The organism is Pirellulaceae bacterium (assembly GCA_019636385.1).
Classification (GTDB): domain Bacteria; phylum Planctomycetota; class Planctomycetia; order Pirellulales; family Pirellulaceae; genus Aureliella.
In genome coordinates, this window is the sequence record JAHBXT010000004.1 from 289,597 (window position 1) to 306,250 (window position 16,654).

General features: G+C 54.7%; 11 protein-coding genes. 6 read left to right on the forward strand and 5 right to left on the reverse strand.

The window, feature by feature from the left end; translation table 11 throughout:
- Positions 1-91: 91 nt before the first annotated feature.
- Genes KF752_15660 through KF752_15675 form a run of 4 tightly spaced genes read left to right on the forward strand, consistent with a single transcriptional unit; the run spans position 92 to position 5,157 of the window.
- Positions 92-835: a hypothetical protein gene (locus tag KF752_15660; GenBank protein ID MBX3422991.1), complete on the forward strand. Its 744-nt coding sequence runs from the start codon at positions 92-94 to the stop codon at positions 833-835.
- Complete coding sequence (locus tag KF752_15665) at positions 832-1,818, forward strand: HTTM domain-containing protein (protein ID MBX3422992.1); 987 nt, start codon at positions 832-834, stop codon at positions 1,816-1,818. The genes KF752_15660 and KF752_15665 overlap by 4 nt, the downstream gene beginning before the upstream one ends.
- A 15-nt stretch (positions 1,819-1,833) precedes the next feature.
- Positions 1,834-3,033 carry a nucleoside monophosphate kinase gene (locus tag KF752_15670; GenBank protein ID MBX3422993.1) on the forward strand — a complete coding sequence of 400 codons (1,200 nt, stop codon included), beginning with the start codon at positions 1,834-1,836 and terminating at the stop codon, positions 3,031-3,033.
- 3 nt (positions 3,034-3,036) lie between these two features.
- The gene (locus KF752_15675) at positions 3,037-5,157 is read left to right on the forward strand and encodes a YgiQ family radical SAM protein (GenBank protein MBX3422994.1); all 2,121 of its coding nucleotides are present in this window, start codon (positions 3,037-3,039) and stop codon (positions 5,155-5,157) included.
- Between the two features lie 36 nt (positions 5,158-5,193).
- Here KF752_15675 and KF752_15680 read toward each other — a convergent pair whose 3' ends face one another.
- Entirely contained in the window at positions 5,194-6,090 is an 897-nt protein-coding gene (locus tag KF752_15680; protein ID MBX3422995.1) for a hypothetical protein, read from the reverse strand.
- Positions 6,091-6,193: 103 nt separating this feature from the next.
- The gene (panB, locus tag KF752_15685) at positions 6,194-6,994 is read right to left on the reverse strand and encodes a 3-methyl-2-oxobutanoate hydroxymethyltransferase (GenBank protein ID MBX3422996.1); all 801 of its coding nucleotides are present in this window, start codon (positions 6,992-6,994) and stop codon (positions 6,194-6,196) included.
- Positions 6,995-7,436: 442 nt separating this feature from the next.
- On the opposite strand from panB, the gene KF752_15690 reads away from it, so the two are divergent.
- Positions 7,437-9,440, forward strand: a complete 2,004-nt coding sequence (locus KF752_15690) for an NAD(+) synthase (protein ID MBX3422997.1) — start codon at positions 7,437-7,439, stop codon at positions 9,438-9,440.
- Here KF752_15690 and KF752_15695 read toward each other — a convergent pair.
- Genes KF752_15695 through ectB form a run of 3 tightly spaced genes read right to left on the reverse strand, consistent with a single transcriptional unit; the run spans position 9,366 to position 14,351 of the window.
- Positions 9,366-10,328: a lipase gene (locus KF752_15695; GenBank protein MBX3422998.1), complete on the reverse strand. Its 963-nt coding sequence runs from the start codon at positions 10,326-10,328 to the stop codon at positions 9,366-9,368. The genes KF752_15690 and KF752_15695 overlap by 75 nt on opposite strands.
- The gene (locus tag KF752_15700; GenBank protein MBX3422999.1) at positions 10,325-13,045 is read right to left on the reverse strand and encodes an amino acid adenylation domain-containing protein; all 2,721 of its coding nucleotides are present in this window, start codon (positions 13,043-13,045) and stop codon (positions 10,325-10,327) included. Before KF752_15700 ends, KF752_15695 begins: the two co-directional genes overlap by 4 nt.
- Positions 13,032-14,351: a diaminobutyrate--2-oxoglutarate transaminase gene (ectB, locus tag KF752_15705; protein MBX3423000.1), complete on the reverse strand. Its 1,320-nt coding sequence runs from the start codon at positions 14,349-14,351 to the stop codon at positions 13,032-13,034. The genes KF752_15700 and ectB overlap by 14 nt, the downstream gene beginning before the upstream one ends.
- A gap of 1,251 nt (positions 14,352-15,602) precedes the next feature.
- On the opposite strand from ectB, the gene KF752_15710 reads away from it, so the two are divergent.
- Positions 15,603-16,235, forward strand: coding sequence for a hypothetical protein (locus KF752_15710; GenBank protein MBX3423001.1), 633 nt, complete (start codon positions 15,603-15,605; stop codon positions 16,233-16,235).
- Positions 16,236-16,654: the final 419 nt, after the last annotated feature.

A 16,654-nucleotide genomic window follows, 5' to 3' on the forward strand; every position in this document is an offset into this window, starting at 1 on the left:
TCCGCTGAGCATTAAAATACAACGCCCCGCATGTTTGCCATGCGGGGTTTTTTTGTTTGTGCCATGGTCCAAAAAACTCTTGTGGAAGCCGATGTCCGTGCTTACTTCAGCCAACCAGCCAATTCGCTCATGGAGCCGCGCGGCGAAGCTGCTAGTCAGTTTGGTTATTGTCGTACATCTCCTAGCTGTGGTTGCCGAACCATTTCGCTTCTTCACCTACAGCCCCAGCCGCGGCACTTCACCTGCCGCAGATCCGATTCGCATCGCACTGGCCCCTTACATTGAATTTGCCTTTCTGAACCATGGTTACTTTTTCTTCGCACCCGAGCCTGGTCCCAGTCATCTGATACAGGGGACTCTAACTCATGCTGATGGATCGCAATCCACGGTGCGTTATCCAGACAAGTCAGCCCAGTGGCCGCGTCTCCTGTACCACCGCCACTTCATGCTGTCGGAGTTCTTGAATCAATTGCATGTGCCGCCGGTCGATGCCGTGATAGCGCAACAATCGTCAGACCAACAGGCCCGTGAATGGGCGAGCAATCGCCGACGCTACGAAGATGTGCGCAATTCAATGCAGGCACACTTGATCGCTCGCTATTCAGCAACTTCGGCGTCCATTGAACGCATCCGACACATCCTGCCCGGCAGTGACGCTGTGCTTAATGATGGACAGCCGCTCGATGATGCCAGCCTATACATTCTATTGCCAGATGTTTTAGAGCCCCCACCGCCTGCGACCTCGGTCCCTCAACCGTCAGCTGCCCTTCCGGTAGCACCCACATGGCGCACGTCGCCCGGATCCTTTAATGAACCCATCGAGGCTAGGCCATGAGGCATCGTTCTTCGGGGGGCAAGCCAGATTCAGCCACACGATCTACTTCAATCCAAGCTTTTGTTAGCGCTTGGGTTGCTGGTTGGGATCGCTTCTGGTTTACGCCCCGAACGGCCGAGGCTTTAGGATTTATGCGGATCGCCTGCGGCGCAATGTTGACTTACATCCACGTGATTTGGACTAGTCTGCTGTCTGATTTTATGGGTCGCGATGCCTGGATCAACAACCAGGCAGTTCGTAGCCTGCACAGTCAAGATTGGGCATGGAGTTGGTTGTACTTTGTAGTCAGCCCTGTCTGGCTTTACGCGCACCAGACGATCGCGATCGTTGCCAGCCTGTGCATGGCACTGGGCTGCATGACGCGACTTGCAATCCCAGTGGCCTGGTGGATGACCTTGATGGTTTGCCATCGAATGACCGGTGCGCTGTTCGGCCTAGACCAGATTGTGATGATGCTGACCATGTATCTGATGTGGTCGGACTGTGGAACTGCCTACAGCCTGGATGCTCGACGGGCAAATCGTGGGGAAGCAAGCTGGCTGCGTCCTGCTTACTCAGCGACTGTCTCCAACAATGTGGTGACCCGATTGATTCAGATTCACGTGTGCGTCGTCTACCTATTTGGCGGATTGAGCAAGCTGCGCGGCGAAATGTGGTGGGATGGATCGGCCATGTGGTTTAGCTTGGTGAATTACGAATATCAATCACTCGATTTGACCTGGCTGGGCCATTTTCCGATTATCATTGGACTTCTCACGGCCATCACTGTGTTTTGGGAGACGTTTTATTGCGCACTGATCTGGCCCAAATTAACGCGCCCCATGGTATTGGCATTGGCGGTCTGCGTGCATGGTGGAATTTGCGTGGCGTTAGGCATGTGGACCTTTGGTACAATGATGCTGGTTGCCAATTGTGCATTTGTGGAACCCACGCTAATCCAGCGACTGATGTCCAGACTGCCCTGGCTCTCCAAATCAAACTGACCTGTTAAGACGAAGATGGAATCCATGAACAAACCCGTTGCAGGACAGCCCGTTGACTTGGAAATCAAGGACGCACATCTAATCTTCAACTCCGTTTGGCAAGACTTAGCGGAAGAGATCGGTCGTCAGAATCTTCGATTCCCCAAGGAGCTGATTCTGCTGGGCGGTGCACCAGGTGCCGGCAAAGGGACTCACACGCGGTTTGTAGTACAAGCCCGCGGTCTAACTTGTGAACCTATCGTAATCAGCGATCTGCTGACCACACCTGAAGCGACTCGCATCAAAGACCAGGGCGGCATGGTCGGAGACAAGGAAGTCATCATGATCCTGTATCGCAAGCTGCTAGAACCGCAGTTCCGCGACGGTGCCATCATCGATGGCTTCCCCCGTACGCGCGTGCAGGTGGAATGTTTGAAGATGTTAGTCGACAAAGTCAATTTGCTCCACAAGGAATTTTCCGAAACAGAATATGCCATTCACTTCCGCCAGCCGACCATTCATGCCATGGTGCTGTTTGTTACCGAGAAGACCAGTATCGAACGACAGTTGCACCGTGGTAAAGCTGCTCAAGCACACAACAAAGAGGTCGAAGAAACCGGCATAGGTAGCCTGCTGCCCATTCGCGACACGGATCTCAGCCACGACCTGGCTCGACGCCGCTATCAAGTCTTCAAGGAACAGACGTGGGATGCACTCAAGTCTCTGAAAGAGATCTATCACTACCACTTCATCAACGCAGAAGGTCCGATTGCAGAAGTCGAAGCCAATATCCTCAGCGAATTACAATATCAGAGTTCGCTGGAATTGCACTCGCGCACGGTCGATCGACTGCGACCTATACCGCTGGCCGAAGAAATCGTCATCCATGCGCGCCAAGAACTGGTCAAGCGGCTGGACAGTTATGAACTTGAGCACAGCGAATTGTTTGAGCAGGTTGTTGAGCTGATCGAGAGTAAATTCATGCCGATCATTCGCCGGCACGCTCTGTCAGGGCAGGCGTATGTGAACTCGGAAGACCGTGTATTCAGTAATCCGCTAGCGCTCATGATGCTGATCGACATTTTTTCTGAGCGCGGCTATCATGCCGTCGTTGACAAGCATTTGCACGAAATTCCCTATCAAGTCGATTTAGTTTCAGGCCGCATCGAGCTGAAAGAGAAAGTGGTTTACCGAGTGCTCATTCATTTCAAGGGTTCTCAGATTCGTCGCGGGTGACTCATGTCTATTCCGGTTTCACTTCCCGTCTTAGGCGAAGCTCAGATAGCCGATCGCTTCCTGACGGATTTACCAGAGCGCGCCAGCGCCTTGGGCAGACACGCTCTGCCAATGACGATGGCCGAGGCCCAACAGCGAGGCTGGGATGAGCTGGATGTGGTGATTGTGACCGGCGACGCCTATATCGACCACCCGAGCTTTGCCATGAGCATTCTCGGTCGCGTCTTGGAGGCCGCTGGCTTCCGAGTTGGCATAATCTCCCAACCCGACTGGCGATCGTGCTCGGACTGGCAACGGTTCGGACGTCCAAGATTGTTCTTCGGCATCAGCGCCGGCAACATGGACTCGATGATCAATCACTATACCGCCAATCGTAAGGTGCGCAATGACGATGCCTATTCGCCCGGTGGCAAGATCGGATTGCGACCAGACCGAGCAACGCTCAGCTATTGCCAGCGTGCGCGTGAGGCCTACAAAGGCGTGCCTGTGATCGCAGGCGGGGTCGAGGCGTCGCTTCGGCGTCTGGCACACTACGATTTTTGGAGCGACAAAGTCCGCAAGAGCATTCTGCTGGATAGCAAAGCCGACCTAGTCGTATTTGGCATGGGCGAAAACGCGATTGTCGAAATCGCTCAGCGTCTGCAGGCCGGACAAACGGTCAAAGACCTGCGCGACATGCGCGGTGTAGCCTATGCGTTGGGGGCTTCAGAGCGCCCCCCGGAGGACATTCTAGAACTGCCCAGCTTCGACGCGGTTGTGACTGACAAACGACAGTTCGCGGTGGCCACGCGCATCATTCATAACGAAACGAACCCGTACAATGCCCGGCGCTTGGTGCAGTATCACGGCCAGCAGGCGGTAGTCGTCAATCCACCGCAATTGCCCATCTCTCAGTTGGCCATGGATCGCATCTACGGCTTGTCTTACACGCGCCGTCCCCATCCCAGCTATCGTGAGCCCATTCCGGCATTCGAGATGATCAAGGATTCCGTGACCATATTGCGAGGGTGTTTCGGCGGTTGCACGTTTTGTTCGATTACGGCTCACCAAGGACGCGCCATTCAATCACGCAGCCAACAAAGCGTACTGAATGAAATCAAGTCGCTGGCTGAGGACAGCAACTTCAAAGGTACCGTCAGCGATATCGGTGGCCCTACAGCAAACATGTACCACATGCGGTGTACGCGACCAGACGTGGAGGCTCGCTGTCGACGACAATCGTGTGTGCATCCCAAAATCTGCAAGCTGCTAGGCGTCGACCACCAACCGGTCATCGACTTAATGCGTGCCGCTCGCCAGGTACCGGGTGTCAAGAAAGTGCTGGTCGCCAGCGGCGTGCGTATGGATCTGGCGCGACACAGTCCCGAATATATTCGCGAACTGACCACACACCATGTCGGTGGCCATCTGAAAGTCGCCCCCGAGCATGTGGATCCTCAAGTACTGTTCAAAATGCGCAAGCCAGCCAACGACGACTTCGAGTACTTTACGGAAGTATTTCGCGAACAGTCTCAGGCGGTTGGCAAGAAGCAGTATTTGATTCCCTATTTCATTGCCAGTCATCCGGCTAGCGACGTGCAGGCGATGATCAACCTAGCGGTGTTTCTGAAGCAAACTGGATATCGTCCTGATCAAGTACAGGACTTCATTCCGGCACCCATGGATGTCGCCACCTGCATGTACTACACCGAACTTGATCCCTTTACCATGCAACCCGTGTACACCGCCAAGAAACTCCGCGATCGGCGCACGCAGCGGGCGTTGATGCAGTTTTTCAAGCCCGAGAATTATTTTGAGGTGCGCGAGGCACTGCGCGCCTGTGGCCGACAAGACTTGATTGGCGACGGCTGTGATGCGCTTATTCCATCGCGACCGCCGCGCCAAGCTATCGAAGCTCGGCGCAGTCGCGCCAACCAGCTGATGGAAGGCAAATACGTGCACACGATCGGCCGACCACCGAAAGACACTTCAAACGCTTCGCAGTCATCCGGTCAGTCATCGTCTGAAAAGTCACCTGCCCGGCCAGCCTCCACACCTCCACAACCGGACTCGTCTACTCGGAAACAGAGCCGAAGAAGAAGCACGCCAGGCTACCGCCCTGGCCGCAAGGGTGCTGGCCCATAACCGCACACCCGTTGCAGCCATTCGATTACCGGCAGGCTACCAACTCAACTGCTCGGGGAAGTAGCGAGCGATCAACTCTTGATAGAAGGGGCGCAAGCCTTGGACATCCATGCGCTGGTCGCGTTTGGTGTACAGGTCGTATTGATTGAAGTCGACTACCCACTTCAGTAACTCTGCATCGCCCTCGGTCAACAAATGCGAATAGGCGTGTTCACGATGAATGGGGTAACAGGAATGGAAGCGAATCATGGCCAGAGCTGGTTTGGGGAGATAATCACGGACAACGTGATACAAGTACTCGTCGTGCCCCCAGCTCATCAGCAAGTTCTCTAGACCACAACCGGGCTGGTAGATTCCGCACTCTGTCTGGAACTGCTCTACATGACGATCAGGATTGTCTTGAAACGCCTCGTAGTACACGATTGACGGACTCCAGCGACACCCCACGGGAAAAGTGTCACCAACCACCGCCCACTGCGGTTCACCCCACAGACAGAGAATTTTTCCCAAATCATGAACTAGCCCGGCCAAGATGAACCAGTCCGGGCGACCGTCGGTCCGAATGGCTTCTGCCGTCTGCAGTAGATGCTCGATCTGCGGTAGATCAATATCCGGATCGCTGTCATCTACCAATTGATTCAGGTATTCCATTGCCTCCCAAATACCCATGCGTCGTCGCGATAAACCAAGATATTCGGCCCGTTTGCTGCGCACAAAATCAACCGTCTGGTGGCGATGATTGAGGCGGTAGAATTCACGAACACTGGGGCGGGCTTCGGCCGCATAATTGCGAAAGCGATCTGCTTGCTGGCTGACATTGGCGCTGTGGTGAGTTTGAGGTTCGGGGTAGCGTTGCAATAAATCATCCTCCCATTCCTCCAAATTCCCTAGCGGATGGGTATCAGGCGATCGTGATGATTGAGGCTGATTCATGTTCGGCTCCGTGGGACTCAATAAATGACTGTGATTTGACTGCTAGGCGCGCCGTGCGCCGCCAACGCTGTAGCGCTCCAGCCGCCCGTCCAATTCACGGCGGCTACTCAAAAGACTCATCGTCTCCCGGGAACGATGCGTCTCGTACCGATTGGTTATGGCGCACTACGGCTTGTGTAATCTGGTCAGCCAAGTTGGTCTGTGTGCGTACAAACTTGGGAACGCTACTGAGGGTTAGTCCCAAAATGTCGTTGACGACTAACACCTGCCCATCGCAATCCGGACCAGCACCGATGCCAATCGTCGGTACGATTAACGTTTCCGTAACCCGTTTGGCTAGCGCTCTGGGAACACATTCCATTAGCACGCAAAAAGCTCCGGCTGATTGAGCGGCCTGCGCGTCCTCAATAAGCTGCTCCGCGTTGCGTTGCACACGATAGCCGCCCAAGGCATGTACACTTTGTGGCCGCAGACCAATGTGGGCCACGACAGGAATTCCGGCGGCAACCAACGAACGAATCGTTCGGGCTTGCTCGGCTCCCCCCTCTAACTTGATCGCTTGGCATCCAGTCTTCTTCATAATCCGTGCGGCAGTGCGCAGGGTTTGTCGAACGCCCAGCTGCCCATGAGGAAACGGTAGATCGACCACGACCATCGCGCGCTGGGCGGCTCGCGCAACCATCTGACCGTGGTAGATCATTTGTTCCAAAGTCGCTGGCAACGTCGTATCGTGCCCTTGGATGACCATGGCCAAACTATCGCCAACCAACAACATGTCGGTACCGGCTTGGTCCAGCAGCCGCGCCATCGTATAGTCATAGGCGGTCAACATACTGATTTTCTCACCTCGCCGCTTCATTTGGCTGAGGCTGACCGTCGTCACGCGGCGCGCAGGCTTGTTCATTAGGGATTTCTAATAGTTGGTTCGAGTCACGTTGCTCTTTTTCAGTAATGCTGCTCAATCCAGCACTGGCACCAGCTTACCTTACGCAGTTTCAGTTACAATAAACTTAAGTTAGCGCATCAGGCGGCCAATTGCGGTGCAGACTATGGGACTGAACTGTGAACGTTTATTTTACACTGACAATCACGTTTTATGAAACACTGGCTGGGAGCACTATTGCATGGTGATGCTCTTGAAGTCGAAAGCCGAGGTCGTTCCCTGCAACCCGAACTGAGGCCCAGCAGAATTATGACATTCTGCCAGGGCCGATCCGCTAGTGAAAACTAATCAGAGTCTGGGCCGAGCCGGTAAGAAGCAAGAACCTGGGCGGACTCCTAGCAGTCTTACTAAAGGTAATATTCAATAGCGGGCAGCAAGCTAGAGTTGGCCCCAGGAGTCATTGATGCAAGATTGGGGCTTTGTCCGTGTTACGGCGGCCAGTCATCCGGTTTGTGTGGCCGATCCCAACGCGAATGGCGACAACGTAATTGCCGCGCTCAAGATGCACTCCGACAGCAGCGTCGTCGTTTTTGGCGAATTATCGCTCTGCGGATACTCGTGTGGCGATTTGTTTGCCCAAGATGTCTTGTTGCAATCAAGTCTGCGAGCCTTGAACAGAATCGCCCAGGCGACTGGTACGACGGACCAATTGGTCCTGGTCGGTCTGCCTTTAGCTGTAGAGGGACGGCTGTACAATGTAGCCGCGGCGCTCCATGCGGGCTGCGTCGTAGCCCTGGTTCCCAAACAGTACTTGCCAAACTACCAAGAGTTCTACGAAGCTCGATGGTTTACTGCGGCCGACAGTAATTTGCCCAGCCACGTCCAGTTGGAAGGCCACGGCCTGGTACCGTTTGGAATCGATCTACTGATTCGTCGTGGAGGCTTGAAGATTGGTATTGAGCTGTGCGAGGATTTGTGGATGCCCGTGCCGCCCAGCAGCTTACAAGCCACTGCTGGAGCCAATTTAATTCTGAACCTTTCGGCTAGCAATGAACTGATTGGCAAAGCCGATTGGCGCAAGGTGTTGGTCACCAGTCAATCGGGCCGCTGTCTGGCCGCCTATGCTTACGCCAGCGCTGGCCCCAGCGAATCAACGACCGACGTCGTGTTTGGTGGGCACTGCTTGATCGCCGAAGGCGGCAGGTTGCTGGCGGAGTCAAAACGTGTTGGCAACTCCGACAATCGCCCCGTTCAGCAGACACAGGCGACTGCCGATATTGATCTACAGCGTATCGAACACGATCGTCGCCTAACAACTAGTTGGCAGGTCGCCTGCCAGCGCAGTCGCACGGTATTTCGAACTATTGAATTGCCTTCCTCAAAGTCTACTGCGGACGGTGGATTGCGCCATGTCAGTGGCCGACCGTTTGTGCCAGAGGACCCAGCTACGCTACATGGTCGTTGCGAAGAGATCTTTGGAATTCAGTGTGCCGCTCTGGCCAAGCGGATTGGTCGCCTGCCGGCGCATACGCCGCTGAGTATTGGCGTGTCTGGTGGCTTGGACAGTACACTCGCGCTGTTGGTCGCGGTGCGAACTTGCCAGCAATATGATTGGCCCGTCCAGCGGATTGTGGGACTGACCATGCCCGGCTTTGGTACCACCGCCAAAACGCTCGGCGTTGCCCAGGCGCTGATGAAGCATCTGTCGGTGACCAGTCAGACTATTGACATCCGCCAATTGTGTTTAGATACGTTTTTGGGAATCGATCATGCTCCGTTTGGAATTCCGTTGGCGGGGCTGGACATGTCGGAATTTGAAAAGCGGCTACAAAGCTTGCCGACAGATGCCCGAAACGATCTGACTTTTGAAAACGTACAGGCACGTGTACGAACGCTGCTGCTCATGAGCCGTGGATTTGTACTTGGCACTGGCGATCTTTCAGAACAGGCACTTGGTTGGAGTACCTACAATGGCGATCATATGTCGATGTATAATGTGAATACATCGATACCCAAGACGCTGGTGCGGTTCTTGATTTCCTATCTAGCTGAACATCAATTCCAATCGCCGGTTCGCGAGTGCCTGCAACAAGTGGTCGCCGCTCCGATATCACCTGAGCTACTACCCAAATCGGCTAGTGGCGAAGTATTGCAGAGGACGGAAGACAGCATCGGACCGTATGAACTGCACGACTTTTTCTTGTACCACCTTATTCGCGGCGGTGCCTCACCCAAAAAGATACTGCACTTGGCTGCTGGAGCTCAATTCAGCCGCCATTATGAAGCGGACGAAGTTCGTCGCACACTGAGCATCTTCCTCAAGCGATTCTTTAGCAACCAATTCAAACGTTCCTGTGTCCCTGACGGCCCCAAGGTCGGCAGCGTCAGCCTCTCACCGCGCGGCGACTGGCGCATGCCCAGCGACGCCGACGTCGCCGCCTGGCTGGCCGATTGGGATAGCTTGTAACTGGCCTGATCCAAAACCACCTGCTGAGGTCGCCGGGGCGCTTGATTCCAGTGTTTGCGGGAAATGAGTCTGCATCCAGTTCGCGACTTCATTGACGACTAAGGCCCGATCCTCGGCGAGTCGTGCAACATGGTCAATGTGGGGATAGTAGCGGACGGTGAAGGCAGGGTTCCCCGCAAGTCGTGGAAACATTTCGCTGAATTGCCCTAGGCCGTTGAAATAGCTGTGTGCCCCACCGGTGTAGAGCCACAAGCTCTTGACGTTTCGTTCGGCAAGCGATTCTAATTCCGCCTCGCATTGCTGACGTTCCGGGAACTCGCGAATGTCGTCGCCTACCGGGAAAGCAGACCCGCTTTCGGCCATCATCCGAAATTTCCTGGATTTCTCGTCGAGGGCATGTTGCAAACGTCCCCAAAGTTTCCGGGGTCGGTGATACAACCATTTTCGAACTGCATGGCCGCGCGTTGGGAATCCGCAACCATCCATCAAAGCTAAGCCAACAATGCGACGATCTTTCAGTGCCGCCTGCACTGCGTCATCTGCACCGGAGCACAACCCGAACAGCACGAATCTCGATAGGTTAAATTGATTTTCGACATGGTCCATGGCGGTGACAATTTCGCTGGTCGCGCGCTCGAGCGAAGAGCCTTCAGAGGCGACTCCAAAACTCTCGCCAATGCCTGACAGACAGAAGCGAAGCGAAACAAAATGAGATGAGGCAAGCCGCCGCGCGATCAGGACGTGCATCCTCAGCGGCCCCACGTGATGCAACATACCAGGGGTGAGCAGAAGCAGAGCGGTATTGCGTCTGGGCGCTTCTGGGACTGGCTCGCTGGAAACGCCGACCAAATGCCTCCATTGACCAAAGACCTGGGCCTTTTCATTCATCGTGCGTTGACTCCCAACAATCTTCCAAGGGTCGCGGCAATCTCAGGACTCGCGAAGGCAGTATTGCAATAACGAAACTCATGCCACCGAATCTCGTCGCAGGTTTCAAATAGCGGGATGGACGGGTTCAAATGCAACCCTTCAACTTGGCAGTAGTTGGCACTGGTCACAATTGTCAGCGGCACGCCCGAACCTTGGGTGCCAATCAGCGGGTCCGGATGAAATTCCAAACGCTCGTAGCTTTGTCGTTTGCAGATGGGCAATTCAAGGCCGAATGTTTGAGCAACATCGGTGCGCCGTCGTACTGGAAAATCGGTCATGCTCGACAAGTTTTGATGTTGAAACGCGTCCAGCATGGACAAATATCCTCGACCTGATTGCACAGGATCCCAGTAGATCACGCGATCGGCGTACGGAGCCTGGTCGGAGGTCCCATCCAAACTCTCCTGAACAATCAAGGCACCCAATCGAACGGCGAGCACGGTCAGATGGTCGATATCGGCGCGAGCGCGATACATCGCGGCAATACTGCGCAGTTCGTCCTTCCAAGTGTCAACCTGCCCGTCACTGTTGACACCGGAGGAGTTGCCACATGCAGAAAAATCGAAACGCATCACGTCAAGGCCTGACTTGGCGAAGTGCATCGCCATTTGCTGGACATTGCGACTGGCGCGTACATATTCGTGACCATCCGCGTGACAGATTAACAGCCCACAGCGGTTACCGGGTTGAAACTTTCGTGGAACGTAACGGATCACAAACAATTGTTCGTTTCCGACGGGGTAAAAGAACGCATCGATGTCGGGCATCCGCTGGCGAATACGCTGACCAGCGGCCTCGTCGGGCTGGGCGGTTACCGCACCGCCAAGTTGCTTAGTCAATAACGCCGCGATGGATGCGATGGTCGGATTTGCAAAGAAATCACGAACCGGGATTGCGAGATCGTACTCGCGACGAATCCCTGCGATGACGCGGGTTACCAGCAGCGAACTGCCACCAATCGTGAAAAAATCGTCGTGGATTCCAATACCCGATACGCCCAGCACCTGCTCCCACAATTCAACCAGCATTGTTTCGATTGCGTTTCTTGGGGACTCGAAATCACTCTGGCGTGGAACTTCTCCGGTGGCTGGATCAGGAAGTCGCTGGCGATCGATTTTGCCGTTGATGGTTTTGGGAAACGCGTCAACAAAACAATAGCGGCTGGGAATCATGTAGCTGGGAAGGCAGTCGCGCAGATACTCAGCCAGTTCGGCAGCGGTGACCGCGTTGCTACCGGTGGCAACGTAAGCGATCAGCGCTTTCTTGCCATCGACGTCACTATGTGTGACTAGCGACTCCAGCACGCGCGCGTGGCTTGAAATATGATATTCAATCTCACCTGGTTCGATTCTGTAGGAGCCCAATTTGATTTGATGGTCAATGCGGCCTGCATATTCGATGTCCCCGCTAGGAAGCCAACGTGCCAGGTCGCCTGTCTTATAGACGCGTGTGCTGCGCTCGATTCCCATTTGATCCGGGAGGGATATAGTTCGAAACACCAAGCTGGTCCGCTCTGGCAAATTCAGATAGCCGCGCGCCAGCGCGGGGCCACCGATATACAGATCGCCGGTTTCGCCTGGCTGAACGGGGCGATCGACCGAATTCAAAATGTAAGCTGTGTAGCCCTTGAGTGGCTTGCCGATCGGCATGTTGTCGCCGTCCCAATCGGGCTCGGGAATAAACACTGTGGCCGTGACGGTTGTTTCAGTCGGTCCATAGGCGTTGCACCACAAAAGCTGATGGCGGCACAGCGATTTCCAACGATGGTAGTGCGCTGGTGAAACTTTTTCTCCCGTGGCCAAGACCATACGGAGTGATTCGGGAACGGCATCGTGACTGGCATGCATTAAATCCACCCATTCATGCCAATAAGCCGTCGCGCAGTGCAACGCTGTGATTTTGAATTCGCGAATGATGGCGGAGAGTTCATTATCCGACGCTGAACGCGTGAGCGGGCGGACAACGACGGTGCTGCCGACCATCAGCGGCGGAAAGATCTCCTCGATCGCAATGTCGAAGTTCAGGGTCGAAAACTGCAACGTGCGGTCAGCCGCAGTGAGCTGATAAATCTCGACATCTGCAGCGCAGTAAGTCGCTAACGCTCGGTGTTCAATTTCGACGCCTTTCGGGTTTCCGGTCGACCCCGAAGTGTACATGATATAAGCCAAGTCCTCGCCAAGTATCGTGCCTTTCGGCTGGCGATCACTTGCCGAGTTCCAGACTTCATCTGCTGGACACAAGATTTGGAGCTGTAAAGTTGGGTCAGCAAACAGCGATCGATAGGGCGCGTCACAGATAATCCGGCGGACGCGAGCGTCCTCCACCATGTATCGCAAACGCTCGACGGGGTACGCTGGGTCGAGCGGAACGAAGGCATTGCGGGAGCGCATGATGCCGATCATCGCTGCGATCGCCCCAGCGGAACGATCAAGGCACAGACCGATATGCTGATGCGGCGTGGGATCGAGGCTCAGCAAATGATTGGCGATACGGTTGGCCCAGCGATCCAGCTCATGGTACGTATAGCAGGTTTCGCCATGCACGATCGCTGTCGCAGACCCGTAATCGCGACAGACCTGGTCGAAACGATCTAGAAAAGTCTCCACTGTCGGCCAGGCGACAACGGGAGCCATCGCTAGGCAAGAGGGAGATAGGATAGCGTTAACTATTGACATAGCCGCACCCAGGAACCGAAATGGGAGTGACTATCTTGGCAACAGGAGGCATGGCTGGTGGCTCTGAGACCACCTCTCGAACCGCCTGCTCCAAGAGCTTCAGCCCCAACGACAACTCGTCGTCGGTGATCGTCAGGGGTGGCAGAAGTTTGACAACATGATCGTCAGCGCCCGACGTTTCGATGATGAGTCCTAGTTCAAAGGCGCGTGCGGTTATGCATTTAGCGACTGCGCCCGAAACCACATCCAACCCCCACACCATCCCGCGGCCTCGAACGCTCCATGTGTCGTCTCCATATCGCTCGACGATGCCGCGCAAACAAGCCTCAGTCCACTTGGACAAACTTTGAACGTGTTCGCCCAACCTGTTATCTTTCCAATATTCCAGAACCGCCTTGCCAGCCACGAACGCGAGGTTGTTGCCGCGGAAGGTGCCCGTGTGTTGACCCGGTTGCCACTGGTCGAACTGAGGTTGGATCAAGACCAATGACATGGGAAGCCCGCCGCCAATCGACTTGGAAAGACAGACCATCGACGGCTTGATTCCGGCAGGTTCGAAGCTAAAGAACGTCCCGCTGCGTCCATTACCAACTTGGATATCATCGATGATTAGCAGAATCTTGTGATGAGCGCAGATCCGCTGGAGGTTTTGCAGCCAAGCGGTACTGGCCACTCGAATACCCCCTTCGCCTTGAATCGTTTCCACGATTACAGCGGCGGGCATCGGCAGACCGCTGCTCCTGTCGTCGAGCAACTTTTCGAGAAGCTGGCTTGTATCTGTCGCACCAAGATAGCCATCGAATGGTAGGTGTGTCACGTTGTTGTGCGAGCCGTAGCACTCATCGTGGTAGTAACGATTGCCGGTCAGCGCCAGCGCGCCGAGCGAATGCCCGTGATAAGCATTCGTGAATGCCACAATGTGGCTACGGCGAGTGACTTTGCGTGCCAGCTTGATGGCCGCCTCGACGGCGTTCGTTCCCGTGGGACCGGTAAACTGGACACGGTAATCTAGTCCTCGCGGTTTCAAAATGATGGAGTCGAAGCTTCTCAGGAAAGCGACTTTGGCTTCCGTTGCCATGTCAAGGCTATGCAAAATGCCATCGCTGGCAATGTAATCTAGCAGAGCGTCTTTCACGCACCTTGGGTTATGACCGTAGTTAAGTGCACCAGCACCGGCGAAAAAGTCGAGGTATCGGCGACCTTCGCTGTTGGTCAGCCAGGCTCCACTAGCCGTCGAGAAAACGGTTGGAAACGATCGGACGTATCCACGAACCGAGGATTCTATGCTTGCGATGAATTCCAACATTGTCGATGAGTCCTATGAAAGGTGACGCATCAAATTCTGCGTAAAGTTTGCAGCACAATATTGGAAAGCTAGGCTCCGTTGACCGCAGGTCAAACTCGGGTCGAGCGTTTTGGAGCACTAACCGGCCTTCATGGACCCGATATTACAGATTGCCGTGACCGTCGCTACCAACTGACGCTTCGCTATCGTCACAGTCAGCATAATCATCAAGAGTGTCACTTGATGAGATTGGCGCAGCAGTCCGCAAATGGGTTATTGTTCCCTGGCACCGGAGCACTCCTGGTTGCCTCAGAACGCCCCAATGCGCAGCCTTAAGCTCTGCCGCGAAGTAGCGTGCTGCCCAGCGCCAATAGAACTAGCGGCAGCGTCGAGGGTTGTGGTACGCGGCGCGTCCACCGTAGTCCTTCTCGGCCTACAGTTTGATGGTTAAAACCGTAGCCGACCACCGGAATCGTTTTGCCGTCGCTCCAAACGCTCCTGGCCAGCGTGTTTTGCCAATAGCCACTTAGGTACACCGACAAATCTTCCTATGACGCGGCAGTTCCGTTCCAAAAACTTGCGTGCGTGAAACTGTCGATCCGAACTTCGCCAACCTGATAGCCGTTAAACACGTCCCAAGCTAGTGATGATGTAGCCGCTTCAGGGTGCAGGTCGACCCAAGAATCGGCTGTGCCAGTCCACAGGCTCGCTCTAGTTCAATTCACCCAACCTACCTGCTGAGTGTCGTTCAAATCAAAGGCTTCCGAAACACTCCCTTGCAGAAAAGGAGGCAGGTCGACTCGCGATTCAGCAGTGCCGCTCCATAGACTCGCGTGATCCTGACTGAGCAAAGAAAACAACTAACACTCCCAACCTGCCAACCGTTGAAGGTACTTTAAGCCTTCGAGGCAAATGCTGTCGGCGGATGCAAACTGTCCCATGACTCAGTCGTTCCACTCCAGACGCTCTCTCGAGTGCTGCCTGCAGAACCTGGACTCCGATATTGGATTCACCCGGCCTGCTGTCCGCTGCCTATACCGTAGATCGTTGTATCCAAGCTAGAAAACGGAGAAGGATGCGAATTGTATGGCGATGAGAAACTCGTCACCGTCCATTGAGCGTTCGCCTCCTGCGCAACCGCATTCAAAACACAACCAGCCACGGCGACGGCAAGCGCCCTCTGCAGCACCCTAGCACGAAACTGCAGGAGTCCCCCTGGGGACACAGCAATCTGTCGCACTTCAAACTTCGCTGCTCCTTCCCATCGAGCAGGTGCCACTAGGCGCACGCATTCCCACCCAGAACCCGCGACCCAGGGAGTACGACGACAGCCTGCCAGAGCCCGATCAAGCCGCTTGGGCCAAGCTGTCCATCACCATGTACCGCACCGATGGTGGTATTGTAGATGCTGAGCTGCTACGACCGCGCGGGTGGATTCAGCAGCACGGTATCCATGCAGGCAAGCTGCTGCCGATGAACATGGAAGAATTGCAAGTTCACGGCTCAGCCCTCGTCACTGCCCTCGACGACTGCCCTGAAATCGCCGCCGGCGAAGGCAGCGTAGTTACCGCTCGCTTCTGCACTCGCGAAGTCCACACCGTCGCCAGCGTCGAAATCCTCGGTACTGATGGTCGGATTGAAATCATAACCGGGACCACCATTCACCCCATCTGGTCCGAAGATCGCAACTATTGGGTACCTCTGGGTGAACTAGAAATCGGTGAAACACTACCTTCCGCGGACGGTTCCGTGCAAGTCCTGTCCATCACCATCCAAAATCAACCCACCGCCGTCTACAATATCGAAGTCCACGGCCAGCACGTCTACCAAGTCGGCGCGCTGGGGCTGGTGGTGCATAATAACTGTTGGACAACCTTTACTCCAAGTCAGTTAAGGGCTGGCTAGAGAGTTTAGAAACTACAGGACGACGACTCTCGGAAGCTGACACACGAGCACTTATCAACGACTTGCTGAGTCGAGGCTGGACAATTCCAAGACCTGCAGATAGCAGATGGATTGCTGGTTGGCACATAAACATTATTGGGCCGGGAGGCGGCCCAAATATCCACCTTCCGGTACCGCCGAACTTCCAATTATGATTGAACAGATGTACGGAGTGGGCTACTTGATTGTGGTAAGAGCTGAGTTCCAATTCGTGAGCAACGAATGGATTTACTCTACAAGCGATTAGTGTAAGTCATTCGGTCCATATCGAGGAGTTGATCGGCTGCCACCTGTGAGCTGTCCTCAATTAGACTTTTGGGATTGCACCGGTGCTACAAAGGAAATAGTCGCTAACACGCTCGCGAGCTATTCGGAGTATT